Source organism: Qipengyuania gaetbuli (assembly GCF_009827315.1).
Taxonomy (GTDB): domain Bacteria; phylum Pseudomonadota; class Alphaproteobacteria; order Sphingomonadales; family Sphingomonadaceae; genus Qipengyuania; species Qipengyuania gaetbuli.
The window spans coordinates 1,248,656-1,270,502 of sequence record NZ_WTYF01000004.1 but is presented as its reverse complement, the minus strand read 5'-3'; the positions used below and the strand labels follow the sequence as shown (position 1 = coordinate 1,270,502).

Genomic DNA, 21,847 nt, shown 5'->3' with positions numbered 1-21,847 from the left:
CGCCATCCCTGCGCATCACGGGCCGCCGGGTCAATGCCTTAGCCTTCGTAGCGCTCGGCCAGCGCACCGAGCGAGGCGTGATGCGTCAGGTCGAGATGGAGCGGCGTGACCGAGACGAAGCCTTCCTCGACGGCTTCAAGGTCGGTGCCGTGGTCAAGCGTGTGCTCGATCGGTTCGAGGCCGAACCAGAAGTAGTCGAAGCCGCGCGGATCGCGCCCCTCGACGACGGTGCCGCGCGAATAGTCGTGGAAGCCCTGCCGGGTTACGCGGATGCCGCGCACCTCGCCGGCAGGACGGGCGGGGAAGTTCACGTTGATGAGCGTGCGCTTGGGCAGCGGGGTGTCGAGCAGAGGCTTCACGACGCGGGCGCCCCATTCGATCGCTGCATCGAACTGCACCGCCTCGCCGATGCCTTCGCGGGCATAGACCTGGCTCAATGCGATCGAGCGGATGCCGGCCAGCGCGCCTTCGATGGCCGCCGAAACGGTGCCCGAATAGGTGATGTCGTCGCCAAGGTTGGCACCGCGATTGACGCCCGACAGGATCAGGTCGGGCGGGCCGTCCATCACCTTGCGCAGCCCCATCGTCACCGAATCGGTCGGTGTGCCGGTGACCGAAAAGCGCCGCTCACCATGCTTGCGAAGGCGCACCGGGCGGGTGAGCGTCAGCGCATGGCCCATGCCGGACTGCTCCTCGTCGGGCGCGCAGATCCAGATGTCGTCGGAAAACTGGCGGGCAATGCCTTCGAGCACCTCGAGGCCGCGGGCACGGATGCCGTCGTCATTGGTGAGGAGGATCCTCACGCGGCAGGCTCCAGCCGGGTCACGCCGCCCATGTAGGGGGCAAGCACCCCGGGCACGGTGACGCTGCCGTCTGCGTTCTGGTAGTTCTCCATCACCGCGACCAGCGTGCGGCCCACGGCGAGGCCCGAGCCATTGAGCGTGTGGACGAACACGGTCTTCTTCTCGCCTTCCGGACGATAGCGTGCGTTCATGCGGCGCGCCTGGAATTCGCCCGTGTTCGAGCAGGACGAGATTTCGCGCCAAGCGCCCTGGCCGGGAAGCCACACTTCGAGGTCGTAGGTCTTGCGCGCGCCAAAGCCCATGTCGCCCACGCACAGCAGCACGCGGCGATAGGGCAGGTTCAGCGCCTCGAGGATGCCCTCTGCGCACTTCGTCATGCGCTCGTGCTCGGCCTCGCTGTCTTCGGGACGGCAGACGCTGACCAACTCGACCTTCTCGAACTGGTGCTGGCGTATGAAGCCGCGCGTATCGCGCCCTGCCGCGCCGGCTTCGCTGCGGAAGCACAGCGTGTGGGCGGTCATGCGGATCGGCCGAGACAGGTCGGGCAGGATCTTGTCCGCGACCGAGGCGGTCAGGCTGACTTCCGAAGTTGGGATGAGCCAGCGCCCATCGGTGGTCCTGAAGCTGTCATCGGCGAACTTTGGCAGCTTGTCGGTGCCGTACATGGCATCGTCATTGACCAGCACCGGCGGGTTGCATTCGGTGTAGCCGTTCTCGCGCGTCTGCTTGTCCAGCATGAACTGCGCGAGCCCACGGTGAAGGCGCGCCATCTCGCCGCGCAGGAAGGTAAAGCGGGCCCCCGAAAGCGCCGCACCGGTTTCGAAATCCATGCCGAGGGCGGGGCCGAGGTCGGCGTGTTCCTTGGGCTCGAAATCGAAGCTGCGCTTTTCGCCCCACTGGTGAACTTCGACATTGTCGTTCTCGTCCGCACCTTCGGGAACGTCGGCGGCAGGAATGTTGGGCAGGCGGGCGAGGAGGTCCGTCAGCTCGGCAGTCGCCGCGCGCTCGGCCCCTTCCCACTCGGGCATCGAGGCCTTGATTTCGGCCACTTCGGCCTTCAGCGCTTCGGCTTTGTCCTTGTCGCCCTGGCCCATGGCCTGGCCGATCGCCTTAGACGCATCGTTCCTGCGGCTCTGCGCTTCCTGTACGCGGGTAGTCGCCTCGCGGCGCGTGGCATCGAGAGCGATGATGCGCTCGGAAACGGCTTCGCCGCCGCGCCGCGTCATGGCGGCATCGAACTCGGCGGGATGGCTGCGGATGAAGGCAATATCGTGCATGGCGCGCGCTATGCCGCCTCTCCCCGCACATTGCCAGTGGGAATGGGGCAGGACCACCCGGCGTTCTCGCTTATCGCGTGTAGCCTATGGGCGGGCCGAGAGCGGCGATGGATGCCGGACAGCAAAAAGGGCGGCGGCCGGATCGCGCGGTCACCGCCCCTTCCGAGCCTCCTTCGATCAGTATTCGAAGGTGAGAGTTGCAAAGACCTGGCGCGGATTGCCGTAGAACGCCGTGAGCGTGCCTTCCGGCCCGAGCGTCGGGACAGGGAAGCCGTTCGCACCGTTCACGATCGCACCGGTGGTCGGGTTCACCGCCACGAAGGTGTAGCCGCTGGTCTTATATTCCTTGTCGAGCAAGTTCTTGCCGTAGAGGCCAAGGCTCCAGTTGCCGCCCGGGGCGGTCCACTTGATGCTGGCATCGACGAGCGCATAGCCGTCCTGGTCGATATAGGGGTTCGGGATCTCGAACTGCGTGGTCTTGCTGCGATAGGAGACCGAGGCGCCGAGATAGAGATCGCCGCCGCCAAGGTCGGTGTCGTAGCTGGCGGTCAGGCTGCCGGTGAATTCGGGCGTGTTCTGGACGACGCGGAAATCCGCCACATCGGTCGGCGTGTTACCGATATTGGTGATGTATTCGTCATACTGCGCGTCGATGTAACCGAGCGAGCCGGACAGGTTGAAACCGCCGCCGAACCGCGCGGTCGCTTCCAGTTCGAGGCCCTTGAAGGTGGCCTTGCCCGCGTTCGAGACGACGCCGCAGAAGGACGGCAGGCCGGCCACGGTGCAAGCGACCGAACCCGGGATCTGGACGTCGGTGTAATCAGCATAGAAGGCGGCGGCGGCAATGCTCAGCATGCCGAGGTCGCCCTTGTAGCCGACTTCGTAGCTGTCGACCTGTTCCGGGGCGAAGCTGAGGAAGGCTGCGACTTCTTCATCGGTCGGTGCGCCGGCAGTGGCCGCAGGCGCGTTCGCACCCACGCCGCGCGGGTCGAAGCCGCCGCCCTTGAAGCCCTTCGAATAGCTGGCGTAGATATTGTGATCCGGCGTCGGCATGAAGCTGATCGATGCGCGGGGGGTGAACTTCTTGAATTCGCGACTTCCGTCGAAATCGGTCGAAGGAGCGCCGAAGGGCACGCCCGCACCACCGAAGATCGGCGAGCCGCCGCCAAGGTAGTTCTGGCGCAGGATATAGGCGCTGCGTTCGTCCCAGGTGTAGCGGCCGCCGACCGAGATGCTCAGCTGCTCGCTGAGATCGAAGGTGAAGTCGCCGAAGACTGCATAGGTTTCGGTGTCGACTTCCGCCTGCGTGTAAGCGGTCAGGCCCGGGAAGGTGGTGAAGATGCGAACGTCGAACAGCGTGTCGGCCTTCGCATCGAGATAGTAGAAGCCGAGCAGGCCGGTCAGTGCGCCGCCATTGTCATAAAGCAGCTGGAATTCTTGGCTCAGCTGCTCGTTGAGATAGGCGCCCGGCACGTCGAGATCGACGGCAGGAAGCGCGTCGAAATCGATCGGCGTGTAGCTGTCGTCCTTGCGGAATGCCGAGATCGAGCGGAACATCAGCGCGTCGGACAGCTCGAGTTCGGCGTGCATGGAGACGCCGTAGCTTTCGACTTCCTGTTCCGGATCGTTGAGCGCGCCGCGCGTGTCGAACACGTTGTCGAGCACAGGTGCGCCCGAGGCGAGGCCCGGGATCAGGCGGTGGCCGCCGCGGGGGTTCGACTTGTCCTTGGTGTAATCGCCCTGGACACGGATGAAGCCGGGCTCGTCATAACCGCCCACTTCCAGGCTGAGGCGACCGGCCCAGATGTCCTTGTTGTAGTTTTCGAGGCCGGTGGTCAGGTTTTCGCCGAAACCGCCGCGCGACAGGCGCGCGACCGAACCGCCGACACGCACGAGATCACCCATCGGGAGCGAGGCGGTCAACACGCCTTCGGCCTGGTCGTAGGTGCCATAGGTGGCACGCGCCTTGAACGAGGGTTCGAGCGGCAGGCGCTTGGTCACATACTTGACCGCGCCGCCAATCGTGTTGCGGCCATAGAGCGTGCCCTGCGGACCGCGCAGCACTTCGATCCGCTCGACGTCGTAGATGTCGAGGACGGCAGCCTGCGGGCGGTTGAGGTAGATGTCGTCGAGATAGATGCCGACGCCCTGCTCGAAGCCCGAGACGGGGTCCTGCTGGCCGATGCCGCGGATGAAGGCGGACAGCGTCGAGTTGGTGGCGCGGCTCGCTTCGAGCGTCACGTTGGGAACCGACTGCGCAATGTCGGTGATGTCGAGCGCGCCGCGTTCCTCAAGCGCTTCGCCCGAGAAGGCGGAAACCGCGACCGGTACGTCGATCAGGCGTTCCTCGCGGCGGCGGGCGGTCACGACGATGACTTCGTCTTCCGCATCCTGCGAGGCGACGGTGTCCTGCTGCGACTGAGCGGCAGCGGGCGCTGCGAAGGCGATCGCGGCAGTACCGACAAGCAATGCACCCGCAAGGCGCGACGTATGGAAACGCATCGAAATTCCCTCCCTCGATATCTCTCTGAGGGGTGGATATTGAAAACTGAACCACCTTTCAAGTTTTATCTTGCATCCTTTGGTGGCAAGGGTCTAGCCACGTGCCCGGGGAGGCCATGGGATGAGCATCGAAACGGCGGAAAAGCCCAAGATACCGCGCACCGACCGGGGGCGACGCACCCAGCGCAAGCTGCTCGATGCGGCGGCGAAGGAATTCGGCGAGCGGGGTTTCCACGAGGCCTCGATCAGCTCGATCACGCGCCGCGCCGGCGTGGCTCTCGGCTCATTCTACACATATTTCGACAGCAAGGACGCGATCTTCCGGGCGCTGGTCGTCGACATGAGCGAGGCGGTGAAGACTGCCGCGCGCGATGCGATCGGCACAGAGACGGCCCCGCTCGCGGTGGAGCGCGCGGCGCTCGAGGGGTTTCTGCGCTTCGCAGCCGAACACAAGGAGATCTACCGCATCATCGACGAGGCGGAATTCGTCGATCCGGCAAGCTACCGCAATCACTACGAGACGATCGCCGAGCGTATTGCTGACCGCCTGTCTCAGGGCAGGGCAGCAGGTGCCATGCGTTCCGGTCTCGGCGAGGTTGAAGCCTGGGCCTTGATGGGCATGAACGTGTTTCTCGGGCTGCGCTACGCCATCTGGGCGCGCGACGGGGACCCCGACGCCGCCGAAATCGCGAGTGCGGCCAATGCGCTCCTCGCCAGGGGCGTCGGCAAGTAGGTTTCAGGAACACGCGCTGCTCCTGACCGTTGATGGGGCAAAGGAGATTTACACATGATCGGCAAGGTAATCGGCGCCTATGTGGGCGACAAAATTGCTAAACAGACCAGTGTGGGCATCGGCGGTGCCGGCGGCGCTGCGCTTGGCGTCATTGCAGCGACTGCGCTGCGCAGGATGAGCCTGCCCGCAATGATCGCGCTGGGTGCCGGAGGCTATTTGGCGAAGAAGCTGACCGAGAAGAAGGCAGCGCAGCCGCAGGCACCCGAAGTTCCGGCCAAGCCCGCCAAAACTGCAAAAAAGAGCCGCGCGAAAGCGGCCTGACGCTCACCGCGTTTTGACGACATCGAAAGGCCGCTCCGACCGGGGCGGCCTTTCTCTTTGGGCTAGCCGGGCAGGCTGATCGGCCGCGTCTCATATTGCTGCTGCCACTGGTGGACGTCCGACAGCATGATGTCGCTCAGCCGCCGCAGCCGGTCGACCAGCCGGTTGTAGCCGAGATCGTCGCGCATCATCGATGCCTGCAATTTGCGCAGCCGCTTGGCGATGGCCGCCGAGCGCTCTGCCGTCGCGGCGAAGTCGCCCTGCATGCGGATGCCGTAGAGGGCCGCCGCCAGCACGGGGAAGAAGGCCGTGGCGAAGGTCGTCACCGCTGTAAGGCTGATGCCGAAGAGATAGCCGGTCTTGCCGGGCAGCACGATCGTCGACAGGAACACCGCGCAGAACAGGATCGTCCCAGCGAACAGCCCGTCACCGAACCGGTGGAGCCGGTGATTGGTATGCTCCATCATGTGGGCGTTGTTTTCGTGATAGCCGATCTGGTCGCGGATCAGCTCCAGCGCCATCTCGCGCACCTTTTCGAGATAGGCCCGGTCGAGCTGGCCCGGCGGCAATTCCAGCTCGCGGGCGGTGGCGCGGGCGTACCAGGTCACCCAGCCGGGATGGGTCGTACCGTCCTCCACATCGCGCAGTTCGAGCCGGCCGAGGGTCGACGAAACAGCCAGCAAACGCAATCGCTCGGCAAGGTGTCGCCGGTCGATCCACATCTTGTGGAAGTCCGATTTGCGCGCACTCCGCGTGTTGAAGATGATGAGCAGGATCACGAGCAGTTCGGCCGCGATCAGCACGGCCTTGCCTTCCGGCCAGAACAGGCCCGACAGGGCGAGCAGCACTGCAATGGCGGCAAGCGCGAAATTGGTCACGAAGCTGCTGCGGAACCGCAGCGCGAAATAGCTGGCGGCCATGTCGGCACGGGCGAAGCGGTCGGACACCTCGTTATTGAGGCGTTCGCCGAACAGTCCGAAGTCCTTGAACGGCTCCACCATGGGCGTGAAATAGGCTCGCATGTCCTCGATCGTCGGGATCGAGAGGCGCGTTTTCGCAAGGCTCCTCGTGCCGCAGGCCAGCAGCAGCAGCGGCCAGGCGAAACTGAACTGCCGCCGCGAAGGCGTCGGCTGGTAGAACACCGACAGGGGCGCTGCCTCGAACCCTTCGGGCGGCGCGCAAAGCGCCTCGAGCAAATGGGGTAGCGCCTTGTTGAACTCCACCCGTTCGACACCGTCGATGGACGGGCGGTCGGGGATTTCATCGTGCAACCCGCTCCACAGCAGTTGCGGCGGATGGATCTCGTCCGGCCAGACATGGATCACTGGCATATGGCTCGCCACCGCCTGTGCGACGACCTCAGTCGTACCGCCGCGCCCGCGCGATGCATCCCCGTCCCAGACAGCGATCAGGATATCGGACTGGGCAATGATGAGGCGGCCGATGGATTCGTAGGCCGCGGTGTCGTTCGGGCGGTGATCGACCAGTTCGACCGTCGAATCCGCGGCATCGATCAGCGCCTTGGCGCGTACCCACTCTTCGGCGGCAAAGTCGTGGGAATAATCCTCGGCCGCGAAGGGAAGACAGGCCGACAGGGTAAGGCCCTGCTTTATCGCGGCTTCGGCTGCGACCGTGTCGGCACCCGTGGCCATGGCGGAAACAAGGCGGATCAGCGGTTCTTCGTCGGCAAAGACGGCCCGGTGCTTGGCGAAAATCCTCGCCATCGCCTCGCGGCTATGTTCGAAAATCTCTTCGCAATTGTGGCGGACCGCATCGTACCGGTCCTTCGGCAGGCGGGGCGGGCGATGGCCGGTGACACCGAAACGCAGGGTCAGCCGCGGCTTGAGATCGAGAATTTCGGCCATCTATTCCGTCACGCCCTCTTCCTCCCAATGTTCGTGCCCCCAGGCGCAAAGCCGGTCGCAATGCTCGATCATGCCGAACCAGCGGCGCAGCCTAAGTTCCAGCGTTTCGGGCGTCACATGCGGATCGTGCTGGCGCATGCGGGCCAGGTTCGCCCGGCCGTCTTCCACATTTCCTTCCAGCATGTCGACGAGGAACAGGCCGAGATAGGCGGCCGCGCTGGTGTGATTGAGCTGCAGGGCGTGACTGTATTCCTCACGGGCCTGCCCATGGTTCCCGTCGCGAAGGTGGACGCTGCCCCGCCAGACATAGGTCGCGAATTGCGTGTGGGCCCCCGGTGCGCCGGCGATCTCGAGTTCGAACTGCTCGAGCGCCTCCCGGCTGTTGCCGAGCAGCGCATGGGCGATGCCGGCGTTGTAATGGGCGAGCCCGAAATTGGGGCTGCGTTCGAGCGCGCGCTTGGCGTAAATCAGCGCATCGCGTGGCTGGCCGATATAGTTGTAGGCTTCGGCGACATGCGCCAGCACAAGCGGGTTCTCCGCATCCAGTGCCAGCGCCTGCCCGATCTCCGCATTGATCTTCGCCACAGTATCGGGGTCATCGGGTACCGCGTGCATGTAGATCGTCGCATTGGCATCGGCGAGCATGGCATGGGCAAGCCCGTAGGTGGGCGCGATCTCCACCGCCTTCTGTGCATCCTGCAAGGCCAGCATCAGCGTTTCTGCGGTGATCTGCCGGTAATTTGCCATGGCCCGCGTCACCATTTCCCAGGCCGTGAGATTGTCGGGTTTCCTCAGCGCGCGTTCCATCTCCAGCCGGTTGACCTGAGAATTGAGGTGCGCGGCGACCTCGGTAACGAGTTCCTCTTCGAGCTCGGCCAGTTCGTCTAGCGGTCGCTCGAACTTCTGGGTCCACAGGATCGTGCCGCTTTTCGCATCGAGCAGCTGCGCGGTCACACGCAGGATCGACATGCGGCGGCGCACATTGCCTTCGAGGATGTAGCGCACCCCCAGGCCGCGGGCCATCGCCTCGATATCGGCGATCTCGCCTTGCCGGAACCGTGCAATGGCGCTGCTGGACAGGACCCGCAGTTCCGCCGCCTGCGACATGGCGTCGATGATGTCTTCCACCAAGCCGATGGCGAAGACCTCGTCGTCCTCGATGCCGGAGCGGTTCTTGAACGGCAGCACCGCGAGCGAAGGAAGCGAGCCTTCGCGCGCCTGGGGCGGCGGGGCGGGAGCAACTGGTGGAGGGACGGCCAGCGTCGGAGCGGAGGAAGCGGCGGCACCAACCTGCTGCCTGCGCCGGTCGACGACCAGCCGGACATCGCCCACGAAACTGCGCCAGCGCGGATCCTCGCGGTCCCCGTTCCACCCGGTAAGATCGGCGGTCTGGGTCAGTTCGAACATGATCGGGCGTTCGCAAGGCGCGATCATGGCCGGCACCAGCGCCCCGTTGCGATCGCCGATCGTGGCTTCCGAGCGGACCCAGCGCGATTGCACGGAGGTTGCCGACCACAGGACGACCACTGCGGGGGCCTGTCGCAGTGCCGCCTCGATAACCTCGTCATAGGTGTCGCCGGACCGCAGGGTCTCGTCCCACCAGACGGCAAAGCCTTCCTGTTCCAGCGTCACGGCGAATTGCCGGGCCAAAGGCTCGTCAGCGCGTCCGTACGAAATGAACAGGTCGTGCAAGCCTAACCCCCGTTCCGCCACCGGCCTGCCTTGGCAGGCCTACTGCACCCTAACCGCATACCGGACCGATTTCCACGCTCGCGTCCTAGCCTTCCCAAAGCACTCTGCCGGGCAGGATCGTCATGTCGTAGGCAATGCGCACGCCGCGCACCTTCTGGCGGGGCGCGATGCCGAAATCCGACGCGACGGGTGAGCTGTCCAGGTGATCGAGCGCCATGTCGAAAGTGACGAGCTTCGGGAAAGCGTCGAATTTCGTCACCTCTCCCATCGCTTCGGTGATGGCCTGGTAGCAGGCACGGTTTCCGTCGTGGACGTCGCGGAACTGCTTGAGGAAAAGCTGCGGGACCCGCCGGTGAAGTGCGTCGCCGATGATTTCCAGGTCGAGGCCGAGGCTGTTGTGCCAGCCGCCCTTGCGCGTTCCCAGATGATGGAACAGGGCCTTGGCCGCCTCCCCGAAGCTGCCGACTTTGCCGAGGATGCTGCTGTCCTCTTCCCTGGGGCTGGACAAGGTAAGCAGCCGGTGGCGCGCCTGCTGTGCGTCCTTGCCGAATGCCTTCGTGGCGAAGAGGTCGACCGATAGCGCGCCGTCCTTGTTACCCTCGTCGCCGGGCAGGGTGATCCAGCCCTTCTGCTTGGCATAGCCGAAAATCTCGCGGCCCGAGGCGATGGCGACCGGATTGTCGAGCACGAGATAGGGCATGACCATGTCGAAATGCGTGGCCACTTCCTTGCCGCCGCGCTTCTCCACGCGGACGGCCGGGATCCAGAAAGTGAGTTCGCGTTCGGGCGACCAGCCCATCTGCGGTTCGTCCACGAAGCGGCCGGTGTGGATGTCGACGATGGACATCATCATCGTGGAACCCATCGGACGCACCCTCACCGCACCCCCGCTCGGTTCGTCGAACATCCTGCGGCAATAGCCTGCCATGAGGTCGTAATCCGCATCGAGCAGGAAGGCCCACATCGTCGTATTGTTCAGCGTGATCGTCCCCGGGAAGGTGGACATGCCGTGGTGCTTCACGAACAGCCCAGGCCCGTCTGCGGGCTTTTTCGGGTATTCGGCACGGGTCAGCGCTTCTGCGTCCACGCCCCTGATATCGGTCGGGAACTTCGAAATCGCATGGCTGGCGAGCATGCCGGAAATGGTCGTCGCCTCGAACGAGCCCAGATTCTGCCCGTTCTGGATCCAGTCCCCGGTCAGATAGAGGTTAGAATAGGTTGAACCGCTGGCCGTCATGCGGTGCCGCGTCGATCCGCGAACGGTCAGCGTATAACGTTCGCTCGGATCGATGTTCGCCCGGCTGTAGCGGCTCAAGATCGTACCCTTCTCCGGACCTCCCGGACCGAATTCCCGGTGCCAGAAATAGGACCCGTCGCCATTGAGGAAAACATCGGCGAGCTGGTCGACGATGGCTTGCTGGCGCGCGGGGTATTCGTGGTCGCTGCTTGGCGGCAAGGTATCCTTGCAGGGGAGTGGACCGCACATGATCTGTTCCGAGCAGACGCCTGTTTCCTTGGGCCAGCTTTCGGTCGCCAGCACCTCGCTGATGTCGCACCAGGTGTTGAGATTGACCTTGTCGTAGGCCCCGACCAGCGAGGGCTTGTCCCAGCCGAGCCCTTTCTCGGTCTTGTCCATCCAGGTCTGGAGGCTTTGCGTGGCAGTGCTGCGGATCGTGGTGTTGAACCGCCGCCATTCCGATTTCTGGCTGATGAGATCGCGGCAGATGGTCGCGTGAGCCGCCGGCGGGATAGCCAGGACCAGCGCATCGTAATCGTCGCCGCTCTTAAGGACCAGCGGGGGCAGGGGGTCCTGCCAGTCGGTCCAGTGCGATTCGAGATCGGCGCCCGATGCTTCCAGCTTCTCGCCATCCTTGATCTGGCGGTAGAGCGGCCGGTCCGGCCAGACATGTATGGCAGGGCGGTTGGCGAATTCGATCGTGCGCAGCGGATGGTAGGTTTCCCCTGCCAGTTCGACCTGTCGCCCGATCTCGACCGCGGCGATCTCGCTGCCGTCGGCGGAGGGGACCAGCCGGTCGACGCGGTGGAAGAACTCCACCTTCACCCCGCGCTGTTTCAGCACTTCGTAGATCGGCTGGACGATGGCATCGCCCGTCGCGCTGTTGAACTTCCAGATGATCGAGCCCTGGTATGTCGCCGTGTTCATCAGCGAGACCACCATGGTGCCAGCCTCGACCTCGCCCGGACCGGTCCAGTCGCCCTGCGGATAGGCGAAGATGAGGTCGTAGAGGCTGCGGATCAGCGCCGACTGGAGCGATATTTCGTCCGCCCCGTGCGAGCGCAGCCATTCGCGGTAATCGAGCTTGTTCACCCGTTCGAGGTTGGCTTCGGGGTCGAACAGCAGCCCGTCGCGTAGCGAACCGATGAGGCTGGACAGGCCGAGGTCCGCGCAGACCCAGAAATGGCGCAGCTCATCGTCCTTTTCGAGCAGCGGCCGCGCGCGGCGCTGGATCCAGCTGCGCAGCCCAGCGAGCAGTTCTGCGAGCAGGCCGTGATGGTGAGAGCCGTGCTTGCGCGGGTCTTCCACCAGAAGCTGCACCAGTTCGAGCGCGTCGCGAACCAGCACGCTGGCGGCCTGCGCGACGAGATGCTCCACACCCTGCAGCAGCCGGGTCAGGATGCGCCGCCACCACGACAGTGCCGACAGGTCCGGATGGCTGGAGAAAGCCTTGCCATGCGTGCCGAGCAGCTCGCTCTCGATCCATTCGAGCACCTGCGCCATGCGGCCCCACAGGTCCGGCGCGCGGTCGATACCCGGCGTGCCGGGCATCACCGGCACTTTCATCACCCATGGCGAGGCGTAGGAGTTTTCCTTGTCCATCAGCGTCAGCCAGTCCTGCCGCGTGAAGACATCCTCCCATTTCTCGAAGGGCCGGTTGCGCGCTTCGGCATAGGCTTCCTGCACCATGCGGAAAGCGTTCTGGTAAGCGCCCATGAAAACGTGCAGCCCGTGTTCCTGGACACGGTCGCCATGGTCCTGGTTGCGGCCCGTGGCGCACTTGCCGCCCAGCCTCCACCCGAGCTGGTAGATGGTGATGTCGTACTTCCCGCGCTGTTCGGGCGCGCTGAGGTAGAAGGCAGTGACCACGCCGGACAGGCCGCCGCCCAGGATGGCTACGCGTGTCTTGCTCATGCCCCTGTCTCCCTGCTGCTTTCGTGCCAGCCGTCGTCAGGCGGCGCCTTGCCCGGAAGCAGGGGCAGGTCGGTCCGGTTGGCGAAGAGGTGGAAGGCGGCAAAGAAGGCGGGGATGCCCATCACGAAGGGCGAGATAAGGTGCACGTCCTCAATTTCGGGATAGCCGAGCCAGGTATCAACCAGCGCCATCGCCGAATAGACGCCGACCGGGATCACGATCATGATGCGCGCGTCCATCCCGGCGAAGGTGCGCAAGGGCAGCCGGCGTTCCACCATGCGATAGGTGAAGAAGACGGTGAAGCTGGCGATCAGCCACCCGCGGAAATTTTCCAGCGGCACGCCGAAATGCGGGCCCGGTTTTACCCATATCCAGGCGGGATGACCCACATTGGCTTCGTCGAGCTTGTCGACACAGACCTTGGTAATGTCGGCGCAGATGTTGAAGCTCATCACCGGGTCCATGGTGAGGTCCCACGCGGTCATTACCAGCGCGCTCAGGATCGACAGCCAGACGACCGGCACGAAGCCGTCGCGGCGCGAGATCGGCCCGCCTTCCGCCAGCAAATTGGTGATCACGTAGCTGGGGTAGAACATCATGTACCACGCCAGCGGGATCAGATACGGGATGCGTCCGAAGGCCTTGTCGCCCAGCACATCGGTATAGAAATAGGGCCCGAAGATCAGGCCGGTGCTTTCACCGACATATTCGAACACGAAGGATATCGACACCGCCATGGCGAACAGGGTGAAGGCCCTGTGCCAGCCGAGCATCAGCAGCGAATGCGCAAAGCAGATCGCGGCGGTGGAGGGGACGAGGATGCTCCACGGTATCCTCTCCAGCGGCATGTTGAACCCGCCGGTCCTGATGCCGGCGTAGAACAGTATGATCGTGAAGAGTGTCAGGATCAGCCATACAGTTGCCGGTATGCGCGCCAGCTTGGTCGAGATCGCCCCCATGTCCCCCTCCGCGTAAGCGGGCGGTGTTCCGCCTCAAGGTCCTGCGATCCCTTGCGAAGATGGTAAGCCGGACGCGGCGAAAAGCAAGCGCGCGCCCGACGCGGGCGCACGAAGGCGACCGGTCAGGACCGGTGCTGGTGCGTATCAGGTCGGGAAAATGGTGGGCGCGGCAAGGATTGAACTTGCGACCCCACCCGTGTGAAGGGTGTGCTCTACCACTGAGCTACGCGCCCGCCCTGCGTATCGCCGGAAAGCCGGTCCGACACGGGACAGGGGCGCGCCTTTACGCGGCGAATCGCGCCTTTGCAAGCGCGATGGCCGGTCAGTCGGCGAAGAGCGAAACCAGCCGCGCGAGCCAGCCCTTGGGGGCCGACGGCGATGCCTTCACCGCCTCTGCCTGCGGGCAGGCGAGGCAATAGGCCTGCGCGCCCTGGACCGACAGCAGGCGGCTCGCCTCGCTGGCGATGGAGGACAGCGTGCGGGCTTCCTGCCGGGCGAAGAGAGCGAAGACATCGCGGCCTTCGGCATCGCCCTCGCTGTCGAGGATCTGGCGCAGCAGCGTGTCGCGCGCGCTCGGCGGGTTGCCGAGATAGGCGGCGTGCCACTTGCCATCGCCGAGTTCGGCCTGCGCGGCGACCCAGGCGAGCGCTTCTTCCATGCCGCCGTATTCGTCTACCAGCTTGAGCTGGCGGGCAGTGCCGCCGTCCCAGACGCGGCCCTGTCCGACGCGGTCGGCTTCCTCGATGGTCATGCCGCGCGCTTCGGACACGCGAGTCAGGAAGTCGCGGTAACCGTCCTCGATCGAGGCCTGGAGGATGCGATCCACTTCCGGCGTCAGTCCGCCCACCAGGTCGGGCTGGCCGGACAGCGGACCTGTCTGCACCCCGTCGCTGTTCACGCCTATGCTCCGCGCCGTTCCTTCGAAAGTCGGCAAGACGGCGAAAATGCCGATGGAACCGGTGATGGTGTCGGGCTCGGCGAAAATGCGGTCGGCGGGCGTCGAAACCCAGTAGCCGCCGCTCGCCGCGACATTGGCCATGGAGACGGCAACGGGGATGCCGCGCGCCTTGTGGCGCATGATCGCCTCGCGGATTTCCTCGCTCGCCAGCACCGATCCGCCGGGCGAATCCACGCGAACCACGAGGCCGGCGAAGTCGCGTTCCAGCGCTTCGTCGAGCAGGTCGGCGATGCGCGTGCCGCCGGCGGTGCCGGGGCCGGCCTTGCCGTCCACGATCTCGCCCGCGATGGTGACCACGCCGATCGGCTTGCCTTCCGTCTTCAGCGGGTTGTCGGCGAGCCAGGCGTCGTAATCGGTCGAGGGGAAGGCGTTTGGCAGCTTGCTCCACTTGTCCTTGCCGACCAGTTCGACAAGGCGCGCATTGAACTGGTCACGGCTGCCGAGCTTGTCGACGAGCCCTGCATCGAGCGCGGCCTTCGACAGGTCGCCCTGGGCCGCCTCGACCCATTCGGCAGGCGTCTTGGTGACGAGGTCGAGGTCCGCTGCCGGGCGGGCCTTCTTCACATTGGCCTGCCATTCCTCCCACAGTGCGCCGTACAGGGCGCGGGCGTTTTCACGCGCGGGTTCGGACATGCCGGTTTCGGTATAGGGTTCGACCGCGCTCTTGTAGGTGCCGACCTTATAGACGCGGGCGTTGACCTGCAGCTTGTCCAGCAGGCCCTTGAAATAGAGGCGGTTTCCGCCCGGTCCGGCAACGATCGCGCCGCCCAGCGGGTTGAGCCACACTTCGCTCGCATGGGCGGCGAGGAAGACGGAATCGTCGGCATAAGCGGTGGCATAGGTCAGCACCGGCTTTTCCGCCGCACGCACGCGGTCCATCGCTTCGCCGATGTCCTGCAGGTGGACCTGGCCTGCGCCCATGAAGCGGTCGAGATCGAGCACGACGGCATCGATCCGCTCGTCGCCAGCCGCCGCATCAAGCGCGCGCACGACGTCGCGGGCCTGGAATTCGCCGGTCGGTGCCTCGCCGGCCAGCAGGGCCTGCAGCGGATCGATCCGGCTCGCCTCTTCGACGATGACGCCGTCGAGTTCGAGCACCAGCGCGCCTTCGCGCACTTCGGCCGGGCTGGGGCGGGTGGTCAGGATGGCGAAGAGCAATCCGAAGAACAGCAGCATGAACAGGAGGACCAGGCCATCCTTGATCCCAACCAGCAGCCGCCAGACCTTGCCTGCAAATCGCATCGGAAACTCACCCCTGAAACTTGTGTCTGGGCCGGTTTAGGCAAGCGGTGCGGGATATGCCACCCGAATGTGCTTGAGGGTGCGATAGCACTCGACTAAGGGCGTGGCTTTAATGACAGCTTCGCAAACACCGCCCCACGCCGCCCGTTATCCTGCGGGTGCGCGGGCCTTTCCGCATCGCGACCTGCTGGGCATCGGCCAGCTGGAGCGGCACGAGATCCTCTTTCTCCTCGACGAGGCGGAACAATGGGTCGCTCTCAACCGCCAGCGCAATAAGCACACCGATACGCTGGCCGGGCTGACGATCATCAATGCCTTCTTCGAAAACAGCACGCGCACGCTGCTGAGCTTCGAGATCGCCGGCAAGCGGCTGGGCGCGGACGTGGTCAACATGCACGCGGCCACCTCCAGCGTGAAGAAGGGCGAGACGTTGATCGACACGGCGATCACGCTCAATGCCATGCGCGCCGATGCGATCGTGATCCGCCACGGGTCGAGCGGGGCGACCGGGCTGATTGCGGACAAGGTCGACTGCCCCGTCCTCAATGCGGGCGACGGCCAGCACGAACACCCGACTCAGGCTCTCCTCGATGCGCTGGCGCTGCGCCATTCGCTGCGCGAACGCGGCGCCGCGGCGGACGATTTCACCGGCCTCACCATCACCATTTGCGGCGATATCCTGCACAGCCGCGTGGCCCGGTCGAACCTCCTGTGCCTGCAGGCGCTGGGCGCGACGGTGCGGCTCTGTGCCCCGCCGGCGCTGATGCCCTCGGGTATCGAGGCGATGGGGGCCGAGGTGTTCCACGATTTCGACGCCGCGCTCGACGGGGCGGACGTGGTCATGATGCTGCGGCTCCAGACCGAACGGATGAGCGGCCAGTTCATTCCCTCTGCGCGCGAATACCACCACCGCTACGGCCTCACCGCAGCGCGGCTCGAAAAAGCCGGCAAGGACGCGCTCGTGATGCATCCCGGCCCGATGAACCGCGGTGTGGAGATCGACAGCGACGTGGCCGACATGATCGATCGCTCGATCATCACGCGGCAGGTGGAAATGGGCGTGGCCATCCGCATGGCCTGTCTCGACGTGCTGACCCGCCGTTCGCGAGGGGTCGAGGGCTGGGGAGAAGCGGCATGAAGCAGACCCGCCCGATCACGATTGCCGGCGGCCGGCTGGTTACACCCGCAGGGGTGCGCGAAGGTGCGCTGCGCATGGCCGACGGCCGGATCGCCGCTCTTGGCGATGTCACGCCCGATAATGGCGACGAGATTGTCGATGCACGGGGCGGCCTCGTGACCCCGGGCCTCGTCGACCTCGGCGTTTTTGCCATCGACAAGCCCGCCTTCCATTTCGGCGGGATCACGCGCGCTGCGCTAATGCCGGACCAATCGCCCGCGCTCGATTTGCCGAGCCGCGTTTCCTACATCGCCAAGAGCGGCAAGCCCGACCTCTGGGTCCACCCGCTGGCCGCCGCCACGCGCGGGCTGGAAGGCCGTGAAATCGCCGAGATCGCCTTGATGCGCGAGGCCGGTGCCCGCGGCGTGGCGACGGGGCGCAGCTGGATTGCGGATTCTGGCGCGATGCTGCGCCTGCTGCAGTATGCCGCCATGCTCGACATGACGGTGGTCACCCATGCCGAGGACGCAGCCCTTGTCGGCAGCGCGGTCGCAACGGCAGGCGAATACGCCACCCGCCGCGGCCTGCCGAGCGCCCCTGCCGAAGCCGAAGCGATCGCCATCGCGCGCGACCTTGCCCTCGCCGAAATGGCCGGTGCGCGCCTGCATTTCCGCCAGGTGACGACCGCCGCAGGCCTCGACCTCGTCCGGCGCGCGAAGGCACAAGGGCAGGCGGTCACTGCCGGGGTCACGCCTGCGCACTTCATGCTGTCGGACCTCGCGACTGTCGATTTCCGCACCTTTGCCCGCCTGTCGCCCCCGCTGCGCAGCGAGGCGGACCGGCAGGCGGTGCGCGAAGCCATCGCTGACGGCACGATCGACGTGATTTCGAGCGGCCACGACCCGCGCGGGCCTGAGGACAAGCGCCTGCCCTTTGCCGATGCCGAACCGGGCATGGCAGGAGCGGAAACGCTGCTCGCGATGGTGCTGTCGCTGGTCCTGGACGACGTGATCGACCTCGGCCGCGCGTTCGAACTGGTCGCAGGCAAGCCTGCGCAGTTGCTGGATGTCGAGGCAGGCCGCCTCGAAGCCGGGCTGGAGGCGGATATCGCGATCGTGGATCCCGACCGCCCGTGGGTCATCCAAAGCGCGAAGATGGCCGCGACCGCAGGCAACACACCCTTCGACGGACAGCCGACCCAGGGCCGCGTCACAGCCTTGTGGAAAGGCGGCGTCGCAATCGGCGGCTGACCAAGAAAAAGCCCCTCCCGGATCGCTCCGGCAGGGGCTTTCAGTCTTGGATTATGGCTACGCGTCTTAGCGCGTTGCGACCCTTATTGCCGCATCCCCGAGATGACCGGGAAGCGGATTTCCGGAGGCGTAGGCGATGCAACCGCCGCCCTTGCCCTTGACCGTGGAACACAGGCCGCGGGCAGAATCCTTGGCGAAGCCGGCAGCAGCCACGCGGTAGTAGATCTTGCCGTTCACGCGGGCCTTGGTGATGACCTTCTGCGCGTCGCTCAGCTGGGGGTACATGCTCTGGAACTTGCGCCAGCCTTCCTGTGCATCGGACATCGAGAAATACGAGCCCAGCTGGATGTTGTAATTGCCCTTGGCGAGCGAAAGGCTCGGTGCGGCGACAGGCGCGGTTGCACGGGCCGGAGCGGCATCGGCGACACGCGACTTGGCCGGGGCCGGAGCCGGGACCGCCTGCGCGACTTCGGCGGCGACGAACTGCTTGCGCGGCTGTGCGACCGAAAGCCCGGCATCGGCAAGGCCGGCGTCCGCGCTGTCGAGCGCGACCGGGGCATCGTCGACCGGCGGCAGTTCGCCGGCGAAGGCAAAGGCCGGAGCCTCGTCCTCGACGACGACTTCGTCGGTGGCGGTTTCTGCGGCGAGCATTTCGACGCTCGGATTGTTCGATAGCGCGAGCATGGCCGGCTGGCCCTGGTCGGCTTCGATACCGACACCCATCAGGTGGGCGACGCGAACGCGCGACATCTGCGGGCTGGCAAGCGCACCCCATTCGGCCATGCGGTCGCCAACCTGGTCGGCGGGCACGTCCTCGGCGACCATCAGGCGCGAAGCGCGCCACTGGCCCGAAAGCGCATAGGCATAGGCGAGGTTCTGGCGGGTCTTGGTGGTGTTTTCACCACCGCGAATGGCATTGCTCAGCACATGGACGCCGCGTTCCGGCTGGCCGGCAAGCGCGATGGCGAGGCCGAAGTCGGCCGGATCGATGGCGGCTTCCCAGCGTTCGAGCGTTTCGATGGCGCCGGCCTGATCGCCCGCGCCGATCTGGGCGAGGGCGAGGCTGACGACGGTGCGCGGACCATTATCACCCAGCGCGACCGCATCGGCAAAGCTCTGCGCGGCGGACTGGAAGCGACCGGATTCGAGATACGCATTGCCCAGCAGCGTGCGGGCTCCTGCATCGCGCGGGCTGGCGAGAACCGCCGCCTCGGCGTGCTGGACGGCCTTGCTGGCCTTGCCCTTCTGCAGCGCGAGTTCGGCCTTGGCGGCCGAATGCGACGCGGTCGGTGCGACCTTGCCGCTGCAGCCTGCAAGGCCTGTGGTTGCCAGGGCCGTGGTAACGGCCAGCCGGACGAAGATTTGTTTCCTGGTCTGCGTCATTGCTTACCCCCTAAAGGCGATCCCACGTCCTTGGTTGTGCTCACTGACCGTCCCGCTGCACCTGGGCAGCGAGCGCGGCGATTTCCGGCATTTCGGCCAAGAGGCCGTCGAGTGCGTCGGTCACCAACTGCTGGGCGCTGGCACCGCGAACGGTGCAGGCCAGGCGCAGCATGAGGTGCCGTTTCTGGTCGAGGCGCAGCGTGAAGGCTGCGCGCTTGCCCTGGCGCAGCGCGGAAGCGCGCTGGACGGGCTGTTTGTCTTCCGGCTTCTTTTCGAGCTGGCTCGCAATGCGGTCCAGCGAAGCGCGTACCTGGTTCGGACCGCCGCTTTCATTGGCGGCCAGCGGTGCGATCGAGACGACCTGTGCGCTCTTGCTTTCGGCAACAGGCGCGTCGTCACCCATATCGTTCCAGCCCAGGTCCTCGAGATTGGCCGCCGCTGCGGCTCCGTCCACTGGCCCGGCAATCGTCGACTGCGGACGCATGGCAGGCTTGGCGCCACCCTTCCGTGCCAGCAGGGTCGAAGAGAGCGATGCGAAATTGGCGTCAGACATCCGGCTAGCCCCGCCTTTCCTCTTTTGCTCTTACTGGGCGACCCGACGGCCGAAGCCACCGGCGGGACGATAGGCACCGGGCACGGCCGACTGCGAGTTCGGCGCGGCAAACACGGTGCGGCGGAAATTCTTCTCGAGGCGGTCCGCGATATACTTCCACAGCGCGGTGACCTCGGCAGCCGAACGGCTTTCCGGATCCACTTCCATCACCGTGCGGCCGTCGATCATCGAGGCAGCGAAGTCGGTGCGGTGGTGCAGGGTGATCGGGGCGACCGTGCCGTGCTGCGACAGCGCGACGGCGGCTTCCGAAGTGATCTTGGCCTTGGGCGTAGCTGCGTTGACCACGAAGATCAGCGGCTTGCCGGCGCGTTCGCACAGGTCGACGGTGGCACCGACGGCGCGCAGATCGTGCGGGCTGGGACGGGTCGGCACGACGATCAGCTCGGCAACCGAAATCACCGACTGGATGGCCATGGTGATCGCCGGCGGCGTGTCGATGACGGCCAGCTTGAAGCCCTGCTGGCGCAGGACCGCCAGGTCGTTGGCGAGCCGGGCGACCGTGGTCTGGGCGAAGGCGGGAAGTTCCGCCTCGCGCTCGTTCCACCAGTCGGCAAGCGAGCCTTGCGGGTCGATGTCGATCAGCACGACCGGGCCTGCGCCCGCTCGCTGTGCCTGAACGGCTAGATGTCCGGATAGGGTGGTCTTGCCCGATCCGCCCTTCTGCGATGCCAATGCCAATACACGCAAGGTTGGTCCCCCTGATTGCGCCTGTAGCCACGTCGAGCCGCGAAGGTGCGGCCCTCTCGACAGAAGGAAATCGCAGACTACCCCTAATTTAGGGTTAATTTTGCCGGACATTCATTTGCGAGGGGGCGAGGCCGCAATGTCGAGGCTTTGTTAAGCCGGGCGTTGCTATCAGACCGCCTCGGCGGGTATCCACCGGCACAGGGAAAAGGATGGGGACGTGCAGATGAAGCTCCACAAGTCAGGCATTTGCGCAGCTGTCGCAGCCCTCGCGGTGCTCCTACCTGCGGGTGCGGCGCTGGCCGACGTGAAGGCCGGTGTCGATGCGTGGAGCGCGGGCAATTACGATGTCGCGGTGCGCGAATGGCGCGAACCGGCGCGCGCAGGCGATGCCGATGCGCAGTTCAATCTCGCGCAGGCCTACCGGCTGGGACGCGGCGTACCGGCGGACGATGCGCAGGCCGAGACGCTCTATGCGCAGGCTGCGGCACAGGGGCACCTGCGCGCCGCCGACCAGTACGGCCTGCTATTGTTCCAGAAGGGAGAGCGCGAAAAGGCCATGCCCTATGTCGCGGGTGCGGCAGGGCGGGGCGATCCGCGTGCGCAATATCTCCTCGGCATCGCGCATTTCAACGGCGACCTTGCCGACAAGGACTGGCCGCGCGCCTATGCCCTGCTGACACTGGCCAACAGCACGGGCCTGCCGCAGGCGGCGAGCGCGCTGGCCCAGATGGACGAATATATACCGCTGGAGCAACGCCAGCAGGCTCAGGCCCTGGCCGTCTCGATCAGGGCGGACGCCGAATCGCGCCGCGCCCGCGACCTCGCCGCAGTCGACCTCGCGCTGGGCGCCATGGAAGAGCCCGCTGCACTTGCGCCTGCTCCCGCACCTGCGCCGAAGCCAGTCCAGGTCCACAAGGCCCCGGTGACGGTGGCGGCGCTGGCCACGCCTGCGCCCGCTTCGCCCAAGCCCGCTGCGCCGAAAGCACCTGCCACGAAGCCTGCCGGCGAATGGAAGGTCCAGCTCGGCTCGTTCGCCGTGGCCGGAAATGCCGACCGCATGTGGCGCCAGCTTGCGGCTCGACCCGAACTGGCCGGGCGTGACAAGCTCGAGAAGGCTTCGGGCAAGCTGACCGTGCTTTATGCGGCGGGCTATTCCAGCCGATCCGAGGCCGCGTCCGCCTGCGCTTCGCTCAAGCGTGGTGGGCAGGATTGCCTCGTCACCCGCTGAGCGGCGTTCGTCGAAAGCTGTGCGCAGGTCGGCTGGCGGGGCTGTCGCCTCGCCGGGCAGCGGCGT

The 21,847-nt window shown here is 65.6% G+C and carries 16 protein-coding genes and 1 tRNA gene; 5 read left to right on the top strand and 12 right to left on the bottom strand.

The features are described from left to right. Nucleotides 1-38: 38 nt before the first annotated feature. The 3 genes from surE to GRI42_RS08685 form a co-directional block, all read right to left on the bottom strand. On the bottom strand, nt 39-803 hold the full coding sequence (gene surE, locus GRI42_RS08695; protein ID WP_160608109.1) for a 5'/3'-nucleotidase SurE: 765 nt from the start codon (nt 801-803) through the stop codon (nt 39-41). Further along, entirely contained in the window at nt 800-2,080 is a 1,281-nt protein-coding gene (serS, locus tag GRI42_RS08690) for a serine--tRNA ligase (protein WP_160608107.1), read from the bottom strand. Before serS ends, surE begins: the two co-directional genes overlap by 4 nt. 177 nt (nt 2,081-2,257) lie before the next feature. After that, nucleotides 2,258-4,582: a TonB-dependent receptor gene (locus GRI42_RS08685; RefSeq protein ID WP_160608105.1), complete on the bottom strand. Its 2,325-nt coding sequence runs from the start codon at nt 4,580-4,582 to the stop codon at nt 2,258-2,260. Nucleotides 4,583-4,703: 121 nt separating this feature from the next. Here GRI42_RS08685 and GRI42_RS08680 point away from each other — a divergent pair, with 121 nt between their 5' ends. Next, entirely contained in the window at nt 4,704-5,315 is a 612-nt protein-coding gene (locus GRI42_RS08680; protein ID WP_160608103.1) for a TetR/AcrR family transcriptional regulator, read from the top strand. Between the two features lie 54 nt (nt 5,316-5,369). Continuing rightward, nucleotides 5,370-5,636: a hypothetical protein gene (locus tag GRI42_RS08675; protein WP_199800450.1), complete on the top strand. Its 267-nt coding sequence runs from the start codon at nt 5,370-5,372 to the stop codon at nt 5,634-5,636. Between the two features lie 62 nt (nt 5,637-5,698). Here GRI42_RS08675 and GRI42_RS08670 read toward each other — a convergent pair whose 3' ends face one another. The 6 genes from GRI42_RS08670 to sppA all read right to left on the bottom strand — a co-directional run bounded on the left by GRI42_RS08670 (nt 5,699) and on the right by sppA (nt 15,503). Beyond that, a complete protein-coding gene (locus GRI42_RS08670; RefSeq protein WP_160608101.1) occupies nt 5,699-7,501 on the bottom strand; it encodes a hypothetical protein in 1,803 nt (600 codons plus the stop codon). Continuing rightward, complete coding sequence (locus tag GRI42_RS08665; RefSeq protein ID WP_160608099.1) at nt 7,502-9,193, bottom strand: TIR domain-containing protein; 1,692 nt, start codon at nt 9,191-9,193, stop codon at nt 7,502-7,504. Nucleotides 9,194-9,278: 85 nt separating this feature from the next. Next, nucleotides 9,279-12,344: an NAD(P)-binding protein gene (locus GRI42_RS08660; protein ID WP_160608097.1), complete on the bottom strand. Its 3,066-nt coding sequence runs from the start codon at nt 12,342-12,344 to the stop codon at nt 9,279-9,281. After that, complete coding sequence (locus tag GRI42_RS08655; protein ID WP_160608095.1) at nt 12,341-13,303, bottom strand: carotenoid biosynthesis protein; 963 nt, start codon at nt 13,301-13,303, stop codon at nt 12,341-12,343. Before GRI42_RS08655 ends, GRI42_RS08660 begins: the two co-directional genes overlap by 4 nt. A gap of 158 nt (nt 13,304-13,461) precedes the next feature. After that, nucleotides 13,462-13,536, bottom strand: a tRNA-Val gene (locus GRI42_RS08650). Between the two features lie 89 nt (nt 13,537-13,625). Then, nucleotides 13,626-15,503: a signal peptide peptidase SppA gene (gene sppA, locus GRI42_RS08645; protein ID WP_160608093.1), complete on the bottom strand. Its 1,878-nt coding sequence runs from the start codon at nt 15,501-15,503 to the stop codon at nt 13,626-13,628. Nucleotides 15,504-15,615: 112 nt separating this feature from the next. On the opposite strand from sppA, the gene GRI42_RS08640 reads away from it, so the two are divergent. Further along, entirely contained in the window at nt 15,616-16,641 is a 1,026-nt protein-coding gene (locus tag GRI42_RS08640) for an aspartate carbamoyltransferase catalytic subunit (RefSeq protein ID WP_160608091.1), read from the top strand. Continuing rightward, complete coding sequence (locus tag GRI42_RS08635; protein ID WP_160608087.1) at nt 16,638-17,870, top strand: dihydroorotase; 1,233 nt, start codon at nt 16,638-16,640, stop codon at nt 17,868-17,870. Before GRI42_RS08640 ends, GRI42_RS08635 begins: the two co-directional genes overlap by 4 nt. A gap of 66 nt (nt 17,871-17,936) precedes the next feature. Here the strand turns inward: GRI42_RS08635 and GRI42_RS08630 are convergent, their stop codons facing one another. From GRI42_RS08630 to GRI42_RS08620, 3 genes are read right to left on the bottom strand one after another with little or no spacing between them, the layout of a single operon-like run. Next, nucleotides 17,937-19,253, bottom strand: coding sequence for an SPOR domain-containing protein (locus GRI42_RS08630; RefSeq protein ID WP_160608085.1), 1,317 nt, complete (start codon nt 19,251-19,253; stop codon nt 17,937-17,939). Nucleotides 19,254-19,293: 40 nt separating this feature from the next. Further along, nucleotides 19,294-19,806, bottom strand: coding sequence for a hypothetical protein (locus GRI42_RS08625; protein ID WP_160608083.1), 513 nt, complete (start codon nt 19,804-19,806; stop codon nt 19,294-19,296). Nucleotides 19,807-19,836: 30 nt separating this feature from the next. Next, nucleotides 19,837-20,553, bottom strand: coding sequence for a ParA family protein (locus GRI42_RS08620; protein ID WP_160608081.1), 717 nt, complete (start codon nt 20,551-20,553; stop codon nt 19,837-19,839). Between the two features lie 223 nt (nt 20,554-20,776). On the opposite strand from GRI42_RS08620, the gene GRI42_RS08615 reads away from it, so the two are divergent. Further along, nucleotides 20,777-21,781, top strand: a complete 1,005-nt coding sequence (locus tag GRI42_RS08615) for an SPOR domain-containing protein (protein WP_160609153.1) — start codon at nt 20,777-20,779, stop codon at nt 21,779-21,781. The last annotated feature ends 66 nt before the right edge of the window (nt 21,782-21,847 follow it).